This is a genomic window from Ruegeria sp. AWH4_226 (assembly GCF_056159225.1).
This window is the reverse complement of record NZ_JBSWUU010000001.1, coordinates 2,140,253-2,160,120: the sequence shown is the minus strand read 5'-3', so window position 1 is coordinate 2,160,120 and position 19,868 is coordinate 2,140,253. Positions and strand designations below refer to the sequence as shown.

The 19,868-nt window shown below is 58.2% G+C and carries 20 protein-coding genes; 10 read left to right on the top strand and 10 right to left on the bottom strand.

What is annotated here, in order from left to right; genetic code table 11:
• The first annotated feature begins 125 nt into the window (after positions 1–125).
• On the top strand, positions 126–791 hold the full coding sequence (locus ACXAET_RS10625) for an SDR family NAD(P)-dependent oxidoreductase (RefSeq protein ID WP_475184437.1): 666 nt from the start codon (positions 126–128) through the stop codon (positions 789–791).
• A gap of 4 nt (positions 792–795) precedes the next feature.
• Here the strand turns inward: ACXAET_RS10625 and ACXAET_RS10620 are convergent, their stop codons facing one another.
• Positions 796–2,232 (bottom strand): MORN repeat-containing protein, encoded by a 1,437-nt coding sequence (locus ACXAET_RS10620; protein WP_475184432.1) that lies wholly within the window; start codon positions 2,230–2,232, stop codon positions 796–798.
• Positions 2,233–2,378: 146 nt separating this feature from the next.
• Between ACXAET_RS10620 and ACXAET_RS10615 the strand changes: the two genes are divergently transcribed.
• The 3 genes from ACXAET_RS10615 (at position 2,379) to ACXAET_RS10605 (ending at position 6,087) form a co-directional block, all read left to right on the top strand.
• Complete coding sequence (locus ACXAET_RS10615) at positions 2,379–4,037, top strand: NAD+ synthase (protein ID WP_475184430.1); 1,659 nt, start codon at positions 2,379–2,381, stop codon at positions 4,035–4,037.
• A gap of 315 nt (positions 4,038–4,352) precedes the next feature.
• The gene (locus tag ACXAET_RS10610; RefSeq protein ID WP_475184429.1) at positions 4,353–4,586 is read left to right on the top strand and encodes a hypothetical protein; all 234 of its coding nucleotides are present in this window, start codon (positions 4,353–4,355) and stop codon (positions 4,584–4,586) included.
• A gap of 172 nt (positions 4,587–4,758) precedes the next feature.
• The gene (locus ACXAET_RS10605; RefSeq protein WP_475184426.1) at positions 4,759–6,087 is read left to right on the top strand and encodes an NAD(P)/FAD-dependent oxidoreductase; all 1,329 of its coding nucleotides are present in this window, start codon (positions 4,759–4,761) and stop codon (positions 6,085–6,087) included.
• Positions 6,088–6,091: 4 nt separating this feature from the next.
• Here the strand turns inward: ACXAET_RS10605 and ACXAET_RS10600 are convergent, their stop codons facing one another.
• Positions 6,092–7,024, bottom strand: coding sequence for an MBL fold metallo-hydrolase (locus tag ACXAET_RS10600; RefSeq protein WP_475184423.1), 933 nt, complete (start codon positions 7,022–7,024; stop codon positions 6,092–6,094).
• A gap of 114 nt (positions 7,025–7,138) precedes the next feature.
• On the opposite strand from ACXAET_RS10600, the gene ACXAET_RS10595 reads away from it, so the two are divergent.
• A complete protein-coding gene (locus ACXAET_RS10595; protein WP_475184420.1) occupies positions 7,139–7,573 on the top strand; it encodes a DUF1801 domain-containing protein in 435 nt (144 codons plus the stop codon).
• A gap of 60 nt (positions 7,574–7,633) precedes the next feature.
• Positions 7,634–8,959, top strand: coding sequence for a glutamate--tRNA ligase (gltX, locus tag ACXAET_RS10590; protein ID WP_475184415.1), 1,326 nt, complete (start codon positions 7,634–7,636; stop codon positions 8,957–8,959).
• A gap of 51 nt (positions 8,960–9,010) precedes the next feature.
• Here the strand turns inward: gltX and ACXAET_RS10585 are convergent, their stop codons facing one another.
• Positions 9,011–9,580 (bottom strand): gamma-glutamylcyclotransferase family protein, encoded by a 570-nt coding sequence (locus tag ACXAET_RS10585; RefSeq protein ID WP_475184411.1) that lies wholly within the window; start codon positions 9,578–9,580, stop codon positions 9,011–9,013.
• 93 nt (positions 9,581–9,673) lie between these two features.
• Between ACXAET_RS10585 and ACXAET_RS10580 the strand changes: the two genes are divergently transcribed.
• Complete coding sequence (locus ACXAET_RS10580) at positions 9,674–10,120, top strand: RrF2 family transcriptional regulator (protein ID WP_224891573.1); 447 nt, start codon at positions 9,674–9,676, stop codon at positions 10,118–10,120.
• Here ACXAET_RS10580 and ACXAET_RS10575 read toward each other — a convergent pair.
• On the bottom strand, positions 10,117–12,645 hold the full coding sequence (locus ACXAET_RS10575; protein ID WP_475184406.1) for an ABC transporter permease: 2,529 nt from the start codon (positions 12,643–12,645) through the stop codon (positions 10,117–10,119). The genes ACXAET_RS10580 and ACXAET_RS10575 overlap by 4 nt on opposite strands.
• The gene (locus ACXAET_RS10570) at positions 12,642–13,337 is read right to left on the bottom strand and encodes an ABC transporter ATP-binding protein (protein ID WP_068338243.1); all 696 of its coding nucleotides are present in this window, start codon (positions 13,335–13,337) and stop codon (positions 12,642–12,644) included. Before ACXAET_RS10570 ends, ACXAET_RS10575 begins: the two co-directional genes overlap by 4 nt.
• A 47-nt stretch (positions 13,338–13,384) precedes the next feature.
• On the opposite strand from ACXAET_RS10570, the gene ACXAET_RS10565 reads away from it, so the two are divergent.
• A complete protein-coding gene (locus ACXAET_RS10565; protein WP_475187189.1) occupies positions 13,385–14,023 on the top strand; it encodes an arylesterase in 639 nt (212 codons plus the stop codon).
• Here the strand turns inward: ACXAET_RS10565 and ACXAET_RS10560 are convergent, their stop codons facing one another.
• The 5 genes from ACXAET_RS10560 to ettA form a co-directional block, all read right to left on the bottom strand.
• Entirely contained in the window at positions 14,024–14,584 is a 561-nt protein-coding gene (locus ACXAET_RS10560) for a L,D-transpeptidase (RefSeq protein WP_475184402.1), read from the bottom strand. It abuts the gene before it with no gap.
• A gap of 188 nt (positions 14,585–14,772) precedes the next feature.
• Positions 14,773–14,979 (bottom strand): cold-shock protein, encoded by a 207-nt coding sequence (locus ACXAET_RS10555; RefSeq protein ID WP_475184399.1) that lies wholly within the window; start codon positions 14,977–14,979, stop codon positions 14,773–14,775.
• A 212-nt stretch (positions 14,980–15,191) separates the two neighbouring features.
• The gene (locus tag ACXAET_RS10550; protein ID WP_475184396.1) at positions 15,192–16,118 is read right to left on the bottom strand and encodes a hypothetical protein; all 927 of its coding nucleotides are present in this window, start codon (positions 16,116–16,118) and stop codon (positions 15,192–15,194) included.
• A 42-nt stretch (positions 16,119–16,160) separates the two neighbouring features.
• On the bottom strand, positions 16,161–16,871 hold the full coding sequence (locus ACXAET_RS10545) for a hypothetical protein (protein WP_475184394.1): 711 nt from the start codon (positions 16,869–16,871) through the stop codon (positions 16,161–16,163).
• 32 nt (positions 16,872–16,903) lie between these two features.
• Positions 16,904–18,571 (bottom strand): energy-dependent translational throttle protein EttA, encoded by a 1,668-nt coding sequence (gene ettA / locus ACXAET_RS10540; protein ID WP_475184392.1) that lies wholly within the window; start codon positions 18,569–18,571, stop codon positions 16,904–16,906.
• Positions 18,572–18,708: 137 nt separating this feature from the next.
• Here ettA and ACXAET_RS10535 point away from each other — a divergent pair, with 137 nt between their 5' ends.
• Entirely contained in the window at positions 18,709–19,179 is a 471-nt protein-coding gene (locus ACXAET_RS10535; RefSeq protein ID WP_475184389.1) for an MOSC domain-containing protein, read from the top strand.
• A 32-nt stretch (positions 19,180–19,211) separates the two neighbouring features.
• Positions 19,212–19,832 (top strand): nicotinate-nucleotide adenylyltransferase, encoded by a 621-nt coding sequence (locus tag ACXAET_RS10530; protein ID WP_475184386.1) that lies wholly within the window; start codon positions 19,212–19,214, stop codon positions 19,830–19,832.
• Positions 19,833–19,868 lie beyond the last annotated feature (36 nt).

The window sequence follows — 19,868 nt, the reverse complement described above, 5'->3', positions numbered from 1 at the left end:
TTCATGGGCAGAATGTATACATCGCCTGCCTGGAATGAAAAGACCCATTTGCAGCGTAAAGGCGTAAGAGGGTTTCTTTTCTGTCCCGTATTGATCCTCTGTCGCAACCGGCTACGTCCTGCGCCATGGAAAAAGCATTGATTATAGGCGCATCGGGTGGAATCGGGCAGGCGGTTTGCCAGCAGCTGACCGGGCGGGGGGTAGCTGTAACGGCCTTGTCACGTTCGACAGACGGGTTTGACCTGACTGACCCTGACCGCGTTCATCACATCTTGGAGGAAATCCCCGGCCCTTTTGACCTGATCTTCGTTGCCTCGGGCGCGCTGGAGATCAAAGGGTCAGAACCGGAAAAGACCTTCAAAACCCTGTCAGCGCAGGCGATGATGGATCAATTCGCCCTCAACGCTGTTGGGCCTGCGCTTGTGCTGCGTCACGCAGCGCGCCTGTTACCCCGTGACCGTCGTGCCGTTTTCGCGGTGCTTTCGGCGCGGGTCGGCTCGATTGGAGACAACCGTCTGGGCGGATGGGTCAGCTATCGTGCGGCAAAGGCCGCCGTGAACCAGATTGTACACACTGCCTCTATCGAACTGGCACGGACGCATAAACAGGCGATTTGTGTCGCCCTGCATCCCGGTACGGTAAAAACCGAGTTCACTCGCAAATACCTCGGTCGCCACCCTGCGGTTGAGCCGGACGAGGCCGCAGCAAACCTTTTGAATGTCACGGAACACCTGACCCCGACAGATACCGGAGCGTTTTTCGATTGGGCGGGAAAACCCGTGCCATGGTGATGGCTCAGCCGTCCGAGTCCGCGGGCGCCACCTCGGGTGTCTCATCTGTCGACGTCGCAAGCGCACCGTTTTCCCAAACGCCGGTTTCGACTTCGCCATTTGCATAACGCATGGTGCCATTGCCCTGACGCTTGGCATCGACAAAGCTGCCTTCGTACACGTCTCCGCTTGGGTAAGTCGCGACGCCATCGCCGGTGATTTTGCCTTCGGTCCACTGGCCAGTGTAGCTGAAGCCGTTCGCCATGACGATCTCACCCTGCCCGTGGCGCTTTCCGTCGTTGAATTCACCGGTGTAAACCGTGCCGTCGGGATAGGTCGCCATGCCGGTTCCCTGACGCAGGCCATCAACCCAGTCGCCGTCATAGATATAGCCGTTGGCTGAGGTCAGAACACCTTTGCCGTGGTTCTTGGCATTCCTGAATGCACCTTTGTAGACCGTGCCATTGGGATAGGTCGATACACCCTGACCCTCGATTACCCCGGCGATCCACTCTCCCTCATAGGTCGATCCGTCCGTATAGGTGATGCGGCCATTGCCTTCGGCCAGGTCGGCCCTGAAATCCCCAACATAGATCGAGCCGTCGGGATAGGTCACTTCGCCCAGGCCTTCGATCAGACCATTGGTCCACTCGCCGGTGTATACATACCCGTCGGTCCCGGTATAGGTGCCCTGACCGTGGCGCAGGTCGTCTGCATAGTCGCCTTCGTAGACGTCGCCGTTTGCGTAGATGACCTTGCCCTTGCCCTGACGGCGGCCTTCGACAAGCGTGCCTTCGTAGACATCGCCGTTCACATAAGACAGGCGCCCGGTCCCGGTTATGCGATCTTCGGACCAGTCGCCCACATAGGTCATGCCGTCAGGCAGGGTCAGGCTGCCCTGGCCGTGGCGTTGACCGTCCTTTATGTCGCCCTCGTAAACGCCGCCTTCGGCATAGGTGATCTTGCCCTTGCCCTGTTTGACGCCGTCGACCCACTCCCCGTCATAGCTATAGCCGCTTGGGTCGGTCAGAACGCCCGATCCGTGATACCTGGCGTTCTGGAAGCCGCCTTCATAGCGTGCACCATTGGCATAGATCGCCACGCCCTGACCGTTTATGGTGCCATCGGACCACTCGCCTTCATAGCTGCCACCGTCGGCATAGATGATTTTGCCGCGCCCTTCGGGTTGGCCATTCGCAAACGTCCCTTCGTAGACAGACCCGTTTACATAGCGGGCAATTCCTTGGCCCTGAATCTCACCCTCGGACCATTCGCCGGTGTATTCGAACCCGTTCGGCAGGCGATAGGTTCCGGTGCCGTGGCGCAGCCCGTTTTCGAAAGTGCCTTCGTAGACGCCGCCGACCTCATCATCTTTGGTAATCACCTGACCGTCTTGTGCGGTGGCGCCGGTGGCCATCAGAGCGATCGCTGACGCGGCAATGGAAGTGCGGAAAGTGTTCATGATTGGTCCTGCCTGCCAGGTTTTCATCCTTTCGACCAAAACTAAGGTACCGTTGGGGTCAGAGCAACGAGTTTTGCACCATTTGCCTTTTACTCGCGCAACGATCTGCTACATGGCAGTAAGACTGACGAGATCATGAGAGCACAATGGCCGACCGCTTCCGCATCACTCTGGCGCAATTGAACCCAACGGTTGGGGATGTTGACGGAAATGCCGCCAAGGCGTTCGCCGCGTGGGAGCAGGCGCGCAAGGCCGGGGCCGACCTGGTGGCTTTGCCCGAAATGTTCATCACGGGCTATAATACGCAGGATCTGGTCATGAAACCCGCATTCCACTCAGCCGCGATGGCCCGGGTCGAAGCCCTGGCCAAAGATTGCGCTGACGGCCCGGCCGTTGCGATTGGCGGCCCGTGGGTCGAGAATGGTAGCCTTTACAATGCCTACCTGATCCTCAAGGGCGGTCGGATCAGCAGCAAGGTTCTGAAACACCACCTGCCCAACGAAACCGTTTTTGATGAGGTGCGCCTTTTTGACTCCGGGCCTTTGGGCGGCCCCTATGCCGTTGGAAACACCCGCATTGGCAGTCCCATTTGCGAAGATGGCTGGCATTCGGATGTGACCGAAACGCTTGAGGAAACAGGGGCGGAATTCCTGTTGATCCCCAATGGCTCGCCCTATTTCCGCAACAAATACGACGTGCGGATTAATCAAATGGTGGCGCGTGTCGTCGAAACTGGTCTGCCGCTAATTTACCTGAATATGGTGGGCGGTCAGGACGATCAGGTTTTTGATGGCGGGACGTTCGGGCTGAACCCCGGGGGCGAACTGGCATTTCGCATGCCTATCTTTGACGAAGCGATCAACCACATAGACCTTGAGCGCGGCGATGATGGCTGGCGTATCCTGCCTGCCGAAATCGCGCCGCAGCCCGATGAATGGGAGCAGGACTATCGCGCAATGGTGCAATCCTTACGCGACTATATGGGCAAAACCGGGTTCAAGAAGGCTCTGCTCGGGCTTTCGGGTGGCGTGGATTCTGCCTTGGTCGCGACGATAGCGGTTGACGCCATCGGGGCTGAGAACGTCCGCTGCGTGATGCTGCCGTCTGAATACACCAGCCAAGCCTCTTTGGACGATGCCGAGGCGGTCGCAAAGGCGCTGGGTGTTCATTATGACTTCGTGCCGATTTCAGACAGCCGGGCGGCGGTGACGGACACTTTAGCCTCGCTTTTTGACAGCCACGAACCTGACGTGACCGAAGAGAACATCCAGTCGCGATTGCGTGGCCTGTTACTAATGGCAATCTCGAACAAGTTTGGCGAGATGCTGCTGACCACGGGAAACAAATCCGAAGTCGCTGTGGGCTATGCCACCATTTATGGTGACATGAACGGCGGATATAATCCGGTCAAGGATCTGTATAAAACCCGCGTGTTCGAGACCTGCCGCTGGCGCAACGCGAACCACCGCGACTGGATGATGGGTCCTGCGGGCGAGGTTATCCGCCCCTCAGTCATCGACAAACCCCCCAGTGCCGAGCTTCGTGAAGATCAGAAAGACAGCGACAGCCTGCCTGATTACCCGGTTCTGGACGCGATTCTAGATATTCTGATCGATCAGGAAGGCTCGATTTCCGACTGCGTGGCCGCCGGTTTCGATGAAGCTGACGCGCGGCGGGTCGAACATCTGATCTTTATCAGCGAATACAAACGCTTTCAGTCTGCCCCCGGAACACGTCTGACCCATCGCGCATTTTGGCTGGATCGCAGGTATCCGATTGTGAACCGTTGGCGCGACGGGGGCTGACGCGCATGGACGTGCTCTGAAAGGGCAATTCAGAGTTTCCTGATCGGTGTTAATACCCTTGGATCAACAAACACTGTTTCGTAATCGAGTGGTAGTGTTCGTGTTTTTGGGCCTTTTCTAAGGCTGACGTCTTGAAATTACGACATTTTTTTGCCACATTTCTGCTTGATTGACGCCCAACTGCGGGCGGCGCGCCTGATTTCGATTGTTCCGGATCGTGGTGCGCAGATTGTGTGACGTATGAGTTAACGATTTGGTGGTATTATGTATGAAAGGTACGACAAGCCGCTTCACCCGCCTTTAAGGTACAAGTCCATGGAGACCGAGGGAAAGGCTCTGGACGAGGCGAAGGTGGATGCCGCGATTTCGGATCTTCTGCGTGAGGAAGAGCCGGAAGACCCCGAGCCCGAAGCTGAACCTGCGAAAGCAGAACAGAGCTTTCCGGATCTGCCCAGTCAGGCAGACATTGACGAGACGGAGAACTCCAAGGAAACCGGTATCGCGGCGGCAATCCGTCAAAAGCTGGCCGAGCTGCGTGGCGCGGCTTAGTCCACGCTTCATTCCATTAGTGTTGGCCGAAAGTGTTGGCGCGCAATGGCGCGCCTTTTGGCGTGTTCGCCACAGCTTGGAAAAATTCTTTAACCCTGCGGCATAAGGCATGTTGCCTATGGAAGCTCTTCGCGCATTCATGGCGGTTCGAGCCATGACGTAAGAGCAGTTGATGCCCGGCCCAAAGCCAACCCATGTAGAACCCGATTTGTACCTGCCCAAAGCCGTGGACGTCGTCGTCATTGGCGGCGGTATCATAGGCGCGTCGACAGCCCTTGAATTGTCTGAACGTGGCGCATCTGTGCTGCTGTGTGAAAAAGGCCAGATCGCAGGTGAGCAAAGCGCACGCAACTGGGGATGGGTACGGCTTGGAATGCGCGACCCAAGGGAAATCCCGCTTATGGTCGAGGCGCTGCGCCTGTGGCAAGGGCTGGATCAACGGATAGGTCGAAGAACCGGGTATACGCGGTCTGGTATCCTATTCGGTGCGTCTGGCAAGCGCAGCCGTGGCCACCTGGAGCGTTGGCTGCGCCACGTCGACGGGATGCAGACCGGCGCCACGTTGGTGGACGGGTCCGATTTGAACGCGCTTTTGCCCGGCAATCAAACGGATTTTGACTGCGCCCTCTACATGCCGCAAGACGGGCGGGCCGAGCCGCAATGGGCGGCCCCCGCGATCGCCGAAGCCGCGCGGGACAGGGGCACCGTGCTGATGACCAATTGCGCTGTGCGGAGTGTCGAGTTTGACGGCAACCATATCTCAGGTGTCTTCACCGAGCGCGGCCGTGTTGCATGTAACTATGTGGTTCTGGCTGGTGGCGCCTGGTCCCGGCTTTTTGCAGGAAACGCGGGGATCGAGCTGCCGCAGCTTAAGGTTCTGAACACGGTCCTGCGGACTTCGCCGGTCGACGGGCCGGACACTGCGCTTTGGGCTGACGCGTTTGCCCTGCGAAAACGCGCGGATGGAGGGTACTCAATCGCGTCTGGGCACGAGAATACCGTCGACATCGTACCTGATAGTTTTCGGCTGCTCCGTCAATTCCTGCCCGCCTTTGCGCAGGAATGGCGATCCTTGCGCTTTCGCCTGTCGAATCGGTGGCGCGTCGAAGCGCGCGAGGATCGAAGCTGGCTGCCCACTGATGTGACTCCGTTTGAGAAATGTCGGATTCTTGATCCGGAACCGTCGGCCAAAGTTCTACGACGTGCCTGGGCAAAGGCACGCAAGGGGTTTCCAGCACTGGAGAAAGCCGAAATCATTCAAAGCTGGGCAGGAATGATTGATGTGACCCCGGATGCGGTGCCGGTGATCTCGGGCGTAGATGATATGCCGGGTATGTATATCGCCACCGGATTTTCGGGTCATGGCTTTGGTATTGGTCCGGCAGCAGGTCGCCTGATGGCCGATCTGGTCGCGGAGACCACGCCGTGTGTCGATCCGGCCGCTTTTCGCCTGTCCCGTTTCACGGATGGCTCCAAAGTGCGACCGGACCCCGGATACTGAAAGATCAGCCCATCATCTGATAGCTGACCGGAACAAAGCGGAAACCCTCCCCACGGGTTTCAACAAACCCAGCCGCCGGGAAAGGCATGTGATAGCCGATCATCGGCACCTTGTCGGCGGCCAGCATCCCCAGCACGTTGCGGCGCGATGCGGTGGCCGCCGCTTTGTCCATGTCAAAGACCACTTCCCATTCCGGGTGGGCGAAAGACCAGACATAATGGTTCGCCAGATCCGCTGTGAGTACAAGGCGCTGGCCGTTGCTTTCCAGATGGTAGACCGTATGCCCCGGCGTGTGCCCGTATGCGGCGACCGCAGTGATGCCTGAAGTCACCTTGCCACCGTCTCCGAGAAAGCTCATCTTCTCGGCCAGCGGGGTCACTTTGGCAGCGACCAGATCACCGACGCGATTGCCAGCGTCTAGTGCAGACCAGAAGTCATACTCGGGTGATGCCGTGACATAGCGGGCATTGGGGAAGGTCGGCGCGTCATTGGTTGTCATGCCGCCGATATGGTCGGGGTGCATATGGGTTATGACAACGACGTCGATCTGGTCTGGGGTAACGCCGGCATCGGCAAGCGCGGCCTGAATACCGCCTTGTCCGAGGCCGGTGTCGAACAACACAAGCTCGGACCCTGTATTGACCAGTGTAGGCGTGAAGAAAAACTGCGCCACATCAGGCGAAATGAAGTTCTCGGCCGAGACCCTGGCAAAATCCTCATCCGAAACGCCGCCGCCAAAGATGTCCTTGGCACCGTCGCGGGGCAGGCTACCGTCCAGCAACGTCGTGACAGTGAACTCCCCCAATTTAAAGGATTTGGCGATGGTCGAATTGGCTTTGGTCTCAACCCCTTCGGCCAACAACGGTGACGCCGCTGCGGCAAAAGGCAAGGCTGCTGCGGAACCAAGCGCCGCGCGACGGGTCAGTTTGATAGTCATTATGCTTCTCCGTGTCAGAACACTTCTGGTAGGTAGGTCGGCGCCAGCGACTTGCCAGATTATACCCTGCAGATCCGGGCTGCGTGAATGAACAAACCGTGTTAAAAAGTGTTTATGCCGCGATCTGAGAACAAGACTTGCCCGACAGACCAAAGTGTTGACGGCTTTCTCTCGGGGATAATACCTTCAAGAAAAGCTGAGGATGCGCGCACGCTTGACGTGCTGTTTCGCAGGACAACAGGATACTCACCTTTGATGTGGGGGCCGTCGATCGTTGGGTATGGTCGATATCACTACCGGTACAAATCCGGTCGTGAGGGCGATTTCCTGGCCACTGGGTTTTCTCTGCGAAAGGCTGCGTTTTCGATATACATCCTGCCCGGTTATTCCGATTTCGGAGACATCCTATCCCGCTTGGGCAAGCATAAGCTGGGAAAATCCTGTCTGTATGTGAACAAGTTGGCGGATATCGATCTTGACGTTCTGTCCGAACTGATCCGCGCCGGGTTAAGGGACTTGAACCACCACTGGCCTGTAGAGCCAACCTAAACGCCTTTACTGGACAATTGGCCAATCCTGTGACAAGAGCCGCGCCAACAGGAGAGCTCCATGACCACGACCCGTTTCGCCCCTTCGCCCACCGGTTTTATCCATGTGGGCAACCTGCGCACCGCCCTTATGAACTATCTGATCGCCCGCAAGGCGGGTGGAACGTTCATCCTGCGTATCGACGATACCGATCCCGAGCGGTCGAAAGAGGAATATGTCGACGCGATCAAGCAGGATCTGGAGTGGCTGGGCCTGCATTGGGACCGGGTCGAGCGTCAGTCAGAGCGTCTTGACCGGTACGCCGAGGCGGCTGACAAGCTGCGCGAAATGGGCCGGTTCTATGAGGCGTTTGAGACGCCGACCGAATTGGACCTCAAGCGGAAAAAGCAGCTGAATATGGGTAAGCCGCCGGTCTATGACCGGGCCGCGTTGAACCTGTCGGAGACAGAGAAAGAAGCTCTGCGCGCCGAGCGTGGCAATGGCGTGTGGCGTTTCAAGCTGGATCATGAACGGATCGAGTGGACTGACGGTATCCTGGGGGATATTTCGATTGATGCGGCATCCGTCTCTGATCCCGTCCTGATCCGGGGTGATGGCCAAGTTCTTTATACGATTGCCTCGGTCGTGGACGACACCGAGATGGGCGTGACCGATGTGGTGCGCGGCTCGGACCATGTGACCAACACCGCGACGCAGATACAGATCATCGAGGCGCTGGGCGGAAAATGCCCGCGTTTCGCACACCATTCGTTGCTGACCGGCCCGCAGGGTGAGGCGCTGTCGAAACGTCTGGGCACATTGGCGCTGCGCGACCTGCGCGAGCAGGGCGTTCAGCCGATGGCGCTGCTGAGCCTGATGGCGCGTCTGGGGTCGTCGGACCCGGTCGAGCTGCGCTCTGACATGGCCGAATTGATCGACGGCTTTGACGTCAGCCGGTTCGGTGCCGCACCAACAAAGTTCGACGTGCAGGACCTGTTCCCGTTGACGGCAAAGCATCTGCAATCCCTGCCACTGGCGGACGTTGCCGACGCGGTTTCGAAGGCTGGTGTGCCGGACGAGCTGGCCGAGGACTTCTGGGCAATGGCACGTGAGAACATCACTACTCTGGGTGACCTGAAAGGCTGGTGGGAGCTGTGCCGCGACGGGGCCGAGCCTCTGATCGCCGATGAAGATCGCGAATTTATTGCTGAGGCCGTCGCTTTGCTGCCCGAGGGTCCGTTCGATGCAGAAACCTGGGGCACTTGGACGAACGCGGTGAAAGAGGCCACTGGCCGCAAGGGAAAAGCGCTGTTCATGCCACTCCGCAAGGCGCTGACTGGCATGGAACGCGGGCCGGAAATGGCAGCCCTGCTGCCACTGCTTCAGGTGATCCGCGCGCGCGGTTGATCACGGCGCATCTGAATGCGTGAAAGGCAGGGCCAACGGGTCCTGCCTTTTTCATGCCGACTGAACGAACCGGACTGCAAGGCGGTGCAGGCGGTCGTCTACAAACTCTGTCTCGTTTGATTTCAGCCGCTGGTGGCGCGTGTATCGCGGTTCAGCGCGGTCATTCAGAATTGGGGCCTCCCACCCGTCGGTCGTGGCAAAGAACCGGTCGGCACCCTCTTCTCCGAAGGCGCGCAGATATCCTTGCACCACGACGTCGATATAGCTGAGCAACAGCGGATGGCGGTTGGTCGGGTCGTTTTGGCGTTCGTGCGGCACTGCGTAAACGGCGATCTCAACCTTGTGGGTCAGGGGATGCGTGACCGACTGAGTGGCGGGCACCCGGTCATAGGCCCATTCCCGTTCATCCAAAGCAGCCCAGTCGTTTCCGGGGACATGGGCGATCATCCCTTCGATTTCACAATTCGCGTCCGGCACTGCGGTCAGGAAGGCCACCGGGCGCAGATCCGTGTGGCGCCATGCGCGCCGCCATCCTTTTAACCGGGCTGGGCGCGGATCGGGGAAATCATGGGTCGAGAGGTTCACAAGGCTGCCGTAGCCAAAGAAATAGGGGTCAGCCATGGGCTTATGTCCTTCAAATGCGATTGATGTATGTCAAACCGCTTTTTTATCAGACATGCAATAAGGTCTTACGCTGAAGTGAGGGAGGGCATCATGCGTATTACCAAGCGGACAAATATTGCAGTGCGGCTGTTGATGTATTGTGCTGCGCATCCGGATCGGTTGGTGACAAAGGCCGAGATCGCGGATGTCTGCAATATCTCGGAAAACCATCTGGCGCAGGTGATCAATCAACTAAGCCAGCTGAACTACCTTAGCACCCAACGCGGTCGCAACGGCGGCATGTCTCTGGCGCGCCCCGCCGATCAGATTCGTATCGGGTCGGTGTTCCGCCATGTGGAGGGGAACCTGCCGATTGCAGAATGTTTTGCCGATGCCGACAACACCTGTCCGCTAACGGATGCGTGCAGATTGCGGGTGGCGCTACGGGATGCTGCCGAAGTCTTTTACGCCTCGCTGGACGAAATTACGCTGGACGCGTTGGTCTGTGACAATGACCGGCTGTTGCAGATCCTGCAACCGGTGGCCTGCGTCCGCTAGTCCGTGGCGCGTAAGATACGGGCCGGGCGAACCGCCAGGGGGCGCAGGGCAAACAGAATGCCTGCGGCCAATGTTACGGCGATGCCGGCAAGGACTATGCCCAGTGCCGAAGACCAGATGACAACGAACCCGGTGTCAAAGATATAGGTGGCAACGGCCCAACCTCCGATTATACCAGTCAGCAGGGCAACGCCGCCTGCTGCCGCGCCAAGAAGGACCGAGCGCAGAGCAAAACTGAACAGGATACGTCGGCGGTCTGCACCTAGCGTCTTGAGGATCGCGGATTCGTAGCGACGTGCGCTTTCTCCTGCGGCGGCGGCTCCGATCAGAACCAAAAATCCGGTCAGCAACGAAATGCCTGCACCGTAAGAGGTTGCCGCCGCCAATCCCGCCAAAAGACCTGACACGCGGTCAATCGCATCACGCACCCGGATGGCAGTGATGTTCGGAAACTGCCCGGCCAGATCACGCAGGATGGCAGCCTCAGCATTTTCCTCAGCATAGACAGTGGCGATAAAACTGTGCGGGGCACCTGCCAGGGCTGACGGATTCATCGACATGATAAAGCCCATGCCAGCGGTTGAAAAATCAACTTCGCGCAGCGAGGTGATCTGCGCGGTGATATCCCGGCCCAGGATGTTCACGGTCAATTCGTCGCCAAGGGACAGACCCATTTCTTCGGCCTCTTCTGCCGCAAAACTGACTTGTGGCACGCCCGCATAGTCGTCAGCCCACCATTCCCCTGCCGTGATCCGGGTATTGTTCGGCGGAGCGGCTGAGTAGGTCACGCCCCTGTCGCCATCCAGCACCCAATGATCACCCGCCACCCCGCGCGCGGGCTGTCCGTTGATCTGGGTGATGATCCCGCGCAGCATCGGCGCGCTTTCGATACGGCTGACGGCGGGATCAGAGTCCAGCCGTTCGGTAAAGCCGGGCATTTGGTCCTTTTGGATATCGACAAAGAAATACGACGGCGCCACATCCGGCAAGTTGCCCGAAATCGCGTTGCGCAATGTGCCGTCGATCTGGCCAACAGCAGCCAAAACCGAAAGCCCCAAGCCCAGAGACAACACGACCGAGGCCGCCCCTTCACGCGGATCCGAGATAGCGGACAACGCCCACCGCAGGGCGGGACGCCCGCGCGCCGGGGTGGTGCTGATGCGGGCCAGCTTGCGGATCGCGACGGCAGACAAGGCCAAGAGAAGAAGCGCGCCCACCAGCCCTCCACTGGTCCAGAGCGTCAAGCGGGTCGAGCCGCTGAACCATGCCGCTGATGCGACCAGCAGCGCCAGCCCGACGCCGGTTGCCAACACGAACTGTATGCGAGGAAGGGTGCGCGCCGAAGATAGCGCATCCCGGAACAGTGTCGCTGCGCGTACTTCTTCTGTGCGGGCGAGGGGCCAGAGCGTGAACAAAAAAGCTGTCAACGCTCCGTAAAGTGCGGCTTCGGCCAGCGGACGGAGATAAAGCGCAAAAACTGCAGGTACTGGTAATTGAGCCTCAATCAGCGGGGCCAGCAGAACAGGAAGCACACCACCCAATACAAGTCCCAAAAAGATGCCGATGCCGGACAGGACACCGATCTGTATCATGTAGGTTTGAAAGATCGTCGCGCGATCTGCCCCCAAGGTCCGCAGCGTCGCGATGGTTTCGGTCTTTTGCGCCAGATAGGCCCGGACGGCAGCTGAAACACCAATACCCCCGACTGCGAGCCCGGACAGCCCCACAAGAACCAGAAAAGCGCTTAGACGGGCGACAAACTCGGCAATCCCCGGTGCACCATTGCGTGCGTCGGTCCAACGCATGCCGGTGCCGTCGAAACTCTGCCGTGCGGCGGCTGACAGGCTGTCCAAGTTGGTGTCGGGTGGCAGTGCCAGACGGTACTTGGTGGAAAACAACGTTCCCGGCACCAACAGGCCAGATGCCCGCAAGTCCTCCGTTCGAACCAATGTGCGCGGCCCAAGGGCAAATCCATCTGCCGCACCGTCCGGTTCGTGGATCAGGGCGGCCATCAGCACGAAATCCTGTGTGCCAAGGGCAAAGCGGTCTCCGACGGACAAGCCCAGCCGATCCATCAGCACCGGGTCCATGACTGCGCCGGGCAAGTCCTGCGCGCCATCCAAAGCGGTGGATAACGGCTGTTCCGGGTCAAGCCGGGGGAGGCCCAACACTGGATAGGCCGCATCCACTGATTTTACCTGTGTTAGCGCGCGCTCGGGTTCCTCGCCCCGCCGGACCACTGCCATCGACCGGAAATCGACTACCTCGGAGACTTCCGTTGCGGTCCGAGACATCCAGTCGCGTTCTTCCGGACTGGCGAAGCGGTACGTGAACTCCATTTGGGCGTCGCCACCCAGCAATGCCGCACCTTCCTCGGTCAGGCCGGTCTGGATGGCTTGACGCACCGATCCAACGGCAGCAATGGCGGCAACACCAAGCGCCAGACAAGCCAGAAACACCCGAAAGCCCGGTAGGCCACCCCGTAATTCACGGCGCGCCAGACGAGCGGCCAGCCGCAGGCTCATTCTGCGGCCTCTTGCTGGATGTCTTCGGCAATGGTTCCGTCTCTTAGCCGAACGACCCGGTCGCATTTGCGCGCCAAACTGTGGCTATGCGTGACCAAAACTAAAGTAGCCCCGTGCCTGTCGCGCAGATCGAACAGTAAATCAACGATGGCGGCACCGGTCGTTTCATCCAGATTGCCGGTTGGTTCATCGGCCAGCAAAATCTGAGGCCGCGGCGCGGATGCCCGGGCCAAGGCTACCCGTTGTTGCTCGCCCCCCGAGAGTTGCGCCGGATAGTGATCGCGGCGATGCGACAAACCAACGGCTTCAAGCTCTGCGCCTGCACGATCAAATGCGTCGCGATGTCCGGCCAATTCCAGCGGCGTAGCCACGTTTTCAAGTGCCGTCATCGTCGGGATCAGGTGGAAATTTTGGAAAACGACCCCCATCGCGTCGCGTCGCAATCGGGCCAGTGCGTCTTCATCCATATCGGTCAGGTTATGTCCCAAGGCAGTGATCACGCCCGCCGTTGCCCTTTCCAACCCGCCCAGCAGCATGAGCAGCGAGGATTTGCCCGACCCCGACGGCCCGACCAGCCCCAGTGTTTCGCCTTGCGATACCGTCAAAGTGATATCGTGCAGGATATTCACCCGCCCGGCATTGCCATCCAGCGACAAAGCGGCATTTTGAAGCGAAAGAACGGGTGTTGTCATAAGTCTGTCCAAATGGGAGTGATCAATTGGGATATGGAGCAGTTCTGATGTTGCGCAAGGCTTTGATGTCGGTGCTGTTTATGTGTTGCGGCATTGCAGCCACAGCCGAGCAGGTCGTCATCGCCGCTTTGGGAGATTCGCTGACACAAGGGTACGGACTGCCGCAACAGGACGGATTTGTGCCTCAATTGCAGCGTTGGTTGCAGGCGCAGGGTGAAGATGTCCGCTTGATCAATGCGGGGGTGTCCGGTGATACGACTGCCGGTGGCGCAGCGCGAGTAGGCTGGACCCTGACCTCCGAGGTCGATGGAATAATCGTTGCGCTGGGTGGAAACGACTTGCTGCGGGGGATCGACCCGGCGGTGTCGCGCGCCAATCTTGAGGCGATTATCCAGGCCGCCGATGCGTCAGATGTCGAGGTTTTGCTGATCGGGATGCAGGCACCTGGAAACTATGGGGTCGAGTACAAAGAGGCGTTTGACGCGATGTACCCAGAATTGGCTGAAGCCTATGAAACAGGCTATGCCCCAAGTTTCTTCACCGGACTGACTGCCGAAAGCGATCCGGATGCCGCACGGAAATTCATGCAACCTGATGGTATTCATCCAAACGCCCAAGGCGTGGCCTTGATCGTAGAAACCCTTGGCCCCTATGTGCTGGACCTTGCGCGCGCTACACAGAAGTGATCAGACGACCGTGACCACCGTGCCGATCGGCACGCGCGCATACAGATCTATCACATGAGAATTCAACATCCGGATACAGCCGTTTGACGCTGCGCGCCCAATGGTTTGCGGCTGAGTTGTGCCATGAATTCGGAAATAAGTGTCGATCCCGTTCTGGAACAAATACAGCGCCCGTGCGCCGAGCGGGTTGTCACTACCGCCGGGCTGCACATAGTCGTTATCCTTGAAACGGGCATAGGTAATGGGTTCACGCTCGATCATCTCGTCGGTTGGGCGCCATGTCGGCCATTCTTTCTTGACGTCAATCGTGGCGGTGCCCGTGAACTCGAGCCCGGCCTTGCCGACGCCACACCCATAGCGGATCGCCTTGCGTGGCTCGGTCACGAAGTAAAGGTAGAAGGACCGTGGCACCACAAGCAACTGGCCCGGTAGGAAGTCTTTTTTGATCCGCACGTATTGTGGCGTGGGATCGTATTCGACAGCTTGGTTCTTTGCCGTTGCAATGCCGGGCACAAGGCCGGCAGCGGCAGATGCTGTCAGGAATGTACGACGCGTGAACATGGCAGCTCTCTTAGACAAAATTGAATAAACCTGGACAAAATGTCCAGAGGATAGCCGATTTGGTCAATCGCTGCAGAAAGTAACTGGAATTTGATGTCATCACCAAGCCACACCCGCAGGTCACGAAACGATGCGGGGGGCTGATCTGGTCAAGAAAGGGCAGAGGAATCCTCTGCCCTTAAGGCTGCTTATGCAAGCTGGATGTTGTCAGCGCTTTCGCGGCCGTCACGACCCGAGCGCAGCTCGAACGTGACTTTCTGGTTGTCGGCCAGACCGGTAAGGCCCGAACGCTCGACGGCTGAGATGTGTACAAACACGTCTTTGCCACCTTCTTCGGGTGCGATGAAACCAAATCCTTTGGTTGTGTTGAACCATTTAACGGTGCCTGCTGGCATATCCGTATTCTCCTGTTTTGTTGCTGCCCACGGGGTTGCGGCAGCCCGGCGTCGTCGTCTGGATCGAATGACTGAGCGCCGATAAAGGAGACAGTAGGTCGAAGTAGAAAAACGTAAGCGACGCCTATATGGCATCAGGAAGGGCACAGGGCAAGTGGCGTCGGACGGAGTTATATTCTGGGCAACAAACAGCCGATTGGAGCAAGGTCTGCTCAGAGGTTGTACATCTTGCTTTCCATCGGGAACATCATCCGGATCGCTTTGATGCTGTTTTCTGATAGGTCGTGAGGCGCTAGATTGCGTGTAGCCGTCCCTGAGACCTGAGATTTATTTATGTGAGGCAGGGACTTATGTAATTTTCGTGTCCTGGAATACGCCTTGAAGCTGCGGGTCTTAAACGCTTCGGACAGGGCGGGAAATCTTCGGCTTTCAAGTCGGCTGGAAACCCAACTGTTCAGTTCTTTTGCGTTTTCGAGCCGAAACACTTGGTCGATATGGTTGTTGCCCGTGCGATCAATTGAGTAGGCCTCAAGGCTGAGGGGCGAGAGGTTTTCGGTCGAAATCCAATCGGGAACAAATTCATGCCGGCCGTCCCGAATACCAACTCTGCCATGCTGAATCCACTCTTCAAAACCCATCGCTGAACCTCCGCTCCAATCTGGCGCGTAGTTATAGCGGCATTCGGAGTCTGGTTGAAAAAAACAATAATAGGACCAAAGCATGTCAATTGGGTTTCGCGTGGTCACGAAATAGGTAAGCTTGGGGTGGTCTGGGTACAATTCCGCCAGTTTTGCTTTGACGAACGGGGCCATGTCATGGGGATGAAAAACAGGACTATCTTCGGCCTCGTCGACTGCAAAATCGCGGTCTTTCCTCGAAATAAACTGCCCCATCCGGATACGGATTGATGTAGAGCCACAGCGCGGTTTGGATATGAAAACAAGGCCCTTGGAGAAAAGCACTCTCACCCATTTGATCCTTTGGCTGACCGAATACGTCGAATATGTCCAGCAACGCACCCTGAAACAGTTTTGTTGTATTGCCAAGATTAAACGCTGTTGCAACGACATGGTGTTGTAGTTCAACAGGTCAAAACCTGCTTGATCCGGATTTGTGCTGGAAAAAACGGCGACCGGCAAGCGCGACTCTTGGCTAGGACGGGGCGCCGCAAATAGATGCGTCTATTCTGATATCGGCAGTTCCTGAACTGTCATTTCGTATCGTTTTGAGGCAATAAAACAGCGTGGCAACTGGTCGATCACCTCGTCGATCGGATCATACAGACGATCCGCCTTTGCCCTGAGGTCCGCCGGAATGTCCTTGGGCGCGCGGTCCCGTCGTTCAGGTGGATTGAATTTCAGCCCGCTGAATCGAGCGATGGTATCCCGATATTCCCAAATCGCGTCATAGTGGATGCACAGAACGGGAACGTCCTCGAAAGTCACCCATTCCTTGATTTGGCGTGCCTGCTGAAGAACGTCGCGTTCGAACAGCTCATCGTAGGTTCCATCAGCGTGCAGGTGATAGAAATGCGACTCGATCCAGTCCGCACCATACCCCTCCATCGCCGCATGTACGGAAAACGCGGAGTCCTTGGATGGCCCAAAGCAGAACACCACCCGCGTGTTTTCCGGCCACGAGGACAAAGCTTGGGGGAAGTCATGTGTCTTGTATACGCAAGGCGCGCGAAATTTTGCGCTTTTCAGGCGCGCGACGAAATATGACTGTTTGGCAGCCCTCGGCTTGATATTTTTTAGTGAATCCAACAGGGCCAGGAAAACCATCGTACTGCCTGACCGGCCATTGCTGGCGACAATGACGCAGTTTTCAGGGGTACTTTGCAGCATACGCCGCACTTGCCAAGGTACGACTCTTTTTCGGACGCTGCGCATCCATTTGTCCTTACGGGCCTGTATAAAGCTGATCACCGCACAAATTTCTTATGTTTCAACCGCTTGGGCTCTAGCGCATCAGGACCCAAACGCCGTTTTTTGTCTTCTTCGTAGTCCTCGAAGTTGCCCTCGAACCACTCAACATGCGCATCACCCTCAAACGCCAGAATATGCGTACAAATCCGGTCGAGGAAGAAGCGGTCGTGTGAGATGACCACGGCACAGCCGGCGAAGTCGACCAAGGCGTCTTCCAGTGCACGTAGGGTTTCGACGTCGAGGTCGTTGGTGGGTTCGTCCAGCAGCAGGACGTTGCCGCCCTCTTTCAACAGGCGGGCCATGTGGACGCGGTTGCGCTCACCACCTGACAGCAGCGAGACCTTCTTTTGCTGATCGCCGCCTTTGAAGTTGAAGGACGAGCAATAGGCGCGGGAATTGACCTGCGCATCGCCCAGCTGGATGATTTCGGCACCGCCGGTGATTGCCTCCCATACGGTGTCGTTGTCTTGCAGGTCGTCGCGGGACTGGTCGACATAGGACAACTGCACCGTATCGCCTAGCGTGATGGTGCCGCTGTCGGGCTGTTCCTGCCCGGTGAGCATCTTGAACAGGGTCGATTTACCGGCACCGTTGGGCCCGATCACACCGACAATGCCGCCGGGGGGCAGGGCGAAGTCCAGCCCTTCGATCAGTTGCTTGTCGCCCATGTGTTTCGACAGGCCCTCGACCTCGATCACCTTGCCGCCAAGGCGCTGGCCATTGGGGATGACAATCTGCGCGCGGGTGAGCTTTTCGCGTTCGGACTGATCTGCCAGCTCGTTATAGGCGTTGATCCGGGCCTTGGATTTGGCCTGACGGGCCTTCTGGCCCTGACGCATCCATTCCAACTCGCGCTGCAGGGTTTTCTGCTTGGACTTGTCCTCGCGGGCTTCCTGCTCCAGCCGTTTGGCTTTTTGTTCCAGCCATGCGGAGTAGTTGCCCTCGTAGGGAATGCCGCGGCCGCGGTCGAGTTCCAGAATCCAGCCGGTGATGTCATCCAGGAAGTAACGGTCGTGGGTGACGATCAGGATGGTGCCTTTATAGTCGATCAGATGTTGTTGCAGCCATGCGATCGTCTCGGCGTCCAGGTGGTTGGTCGGCTCATCAAGCAGCAGCATGTCAGGCGCTTCCAGTAGCAGCTTGCAAAGCGCCACACGACGTTTCTCACCACCCGAGAGGTTGGCGATGTTGGCGTCGTCCGGCGGGCAGCGCAACGCCTCCATTGAGACATCAATCTGGCTGTCGAGGTCCCACAGGTTTTCCGCATCGATCGCGTCCTGCAGGGTGGTCATTTCCTCCATCAGCTCGTCCGAGTAATTCTCGGCGATCTCCATGGCGATTTCGTTGAACCGATCAACCTTGGCCTTTTTCGCGGCCACGCCCAGCATGACGTTTTCACGTACTGACAGAGTTTCATCCAGCTGCGGTTCCTGTGGCAGATAGCCAACCTTGGCGCCCTCGGCCGCCCATGCCTCACCCGTGTAGTCGGTGTCGAGGCCCGCCATGATCTTCATCAGCGTCGACTTACCCGCGCCGTTGACGCCGACGACGCCAATTTTCACACCGGGCAGAAAGCTCAGGTGGATGTTTTCAAAGCACTTCTTGCCACCGGGATAGGTCTTGGAGACACCCTGCATGTGGTAGACATATTGATAGGCGGCCATGTCGCGTCCTCTGGGTCGGGGAATTCAGGTTGAAACGCTAGATATCCAAGCCGGGCGGGCGGGGCAAGCTGGAGGTTTTGTGATTTTTACCGCTCACGCGTGTCGGATAGGTTGGCGGCACGGGGTAGGGGGGTGATTTGTCGGAATTGGCTGAATTGATCGCAGGTTGGGCACAGCCCGGACGGATCGAATGGATCGGTGTGCGGCCGGATCGGCGCGCGCCCATGACTGTAGTTGAAGAGCTTGCCCTGACTGCAAATGGGCTAGATGGCGACCGGGGCCGCGCGGGTAAGCGGGCGGTGACGCTGATCCAGCAAGAGCATCTTTCGGCGATTGGCTCATATCTGGGGCAAGGATCGGTCACACCGGACATTCTGCGGCGCAATCTGGTGGTATCGGGGATCAATCTGTCGGCGCTCAAGGGGCGCGAGGTACAGGTGGGCGAGGCGGTTTTGCGCTTTACCGTCATCTGCGCGCCCTGCAGCCGGATGGAGGAGGCGCTGGGAAAGGGTGCCTATTCCGCTGTCCGTGGCCATGGGGGCTGGTGCGCCGAAGTGGTGCGGCCCGGATGGGTCAAGCTGGGCGATGTGGTGCAACCGGTCGATTGACAACGACCCGCAGTTCTGAACATCAGCAGGGGATGTTGCGAAGCTCTATTCCATATGCGCGGTCCGGGCAGGTTGTGGGTTTGTTCGGCGGGTCATTTGATCCGCCGCATCCGGGGCATGTGCATGTCACGCTTGAGGCGATGAAAGCGTTTGGACTGGATCGGGTGTGGTGGCTGGTGTCGCCGGGCAATCCACTGAAGGAACATGGGCCGGCACCGCTGGCGCGACGGGTCAATGCGGCCAAGACGGTGATGAGGCATCCGCGCGTTGAAGTCACTGACCTGGAGGCCTTAACCGGGACACGGGCAACTGCTGATACGCTCGCGGCGTTGCGACGCTTTTATCCACACGTGAAATTCGTGTGGCTGATGGGGGCTGACAATCTGGCGCAGTTCCACAAATGGAAAGACTGGCGTTTGATCATGGACAGCGTTCCCGTGGGTGTTGTCGCGCGACCGGGAGACAGGATTTCCGCAAGGATGTCTCCTGCAGCGCGGATTTACGCAAAATACCGTATCGACGGTCAGGCGCGGCACTTGCTGGGGCGGGCGCGGGCTCCGGCGTGGTGTTTTGTCAACGCACCGATGATCAAAGTTAGCTCGACCGAGATTCGAAGCCGAGGCGTTTGGGGCGACACAGTGTTGCCCGAATAGCCCCCATCGGCGCATAATCTCATTCAATGGTTGTGC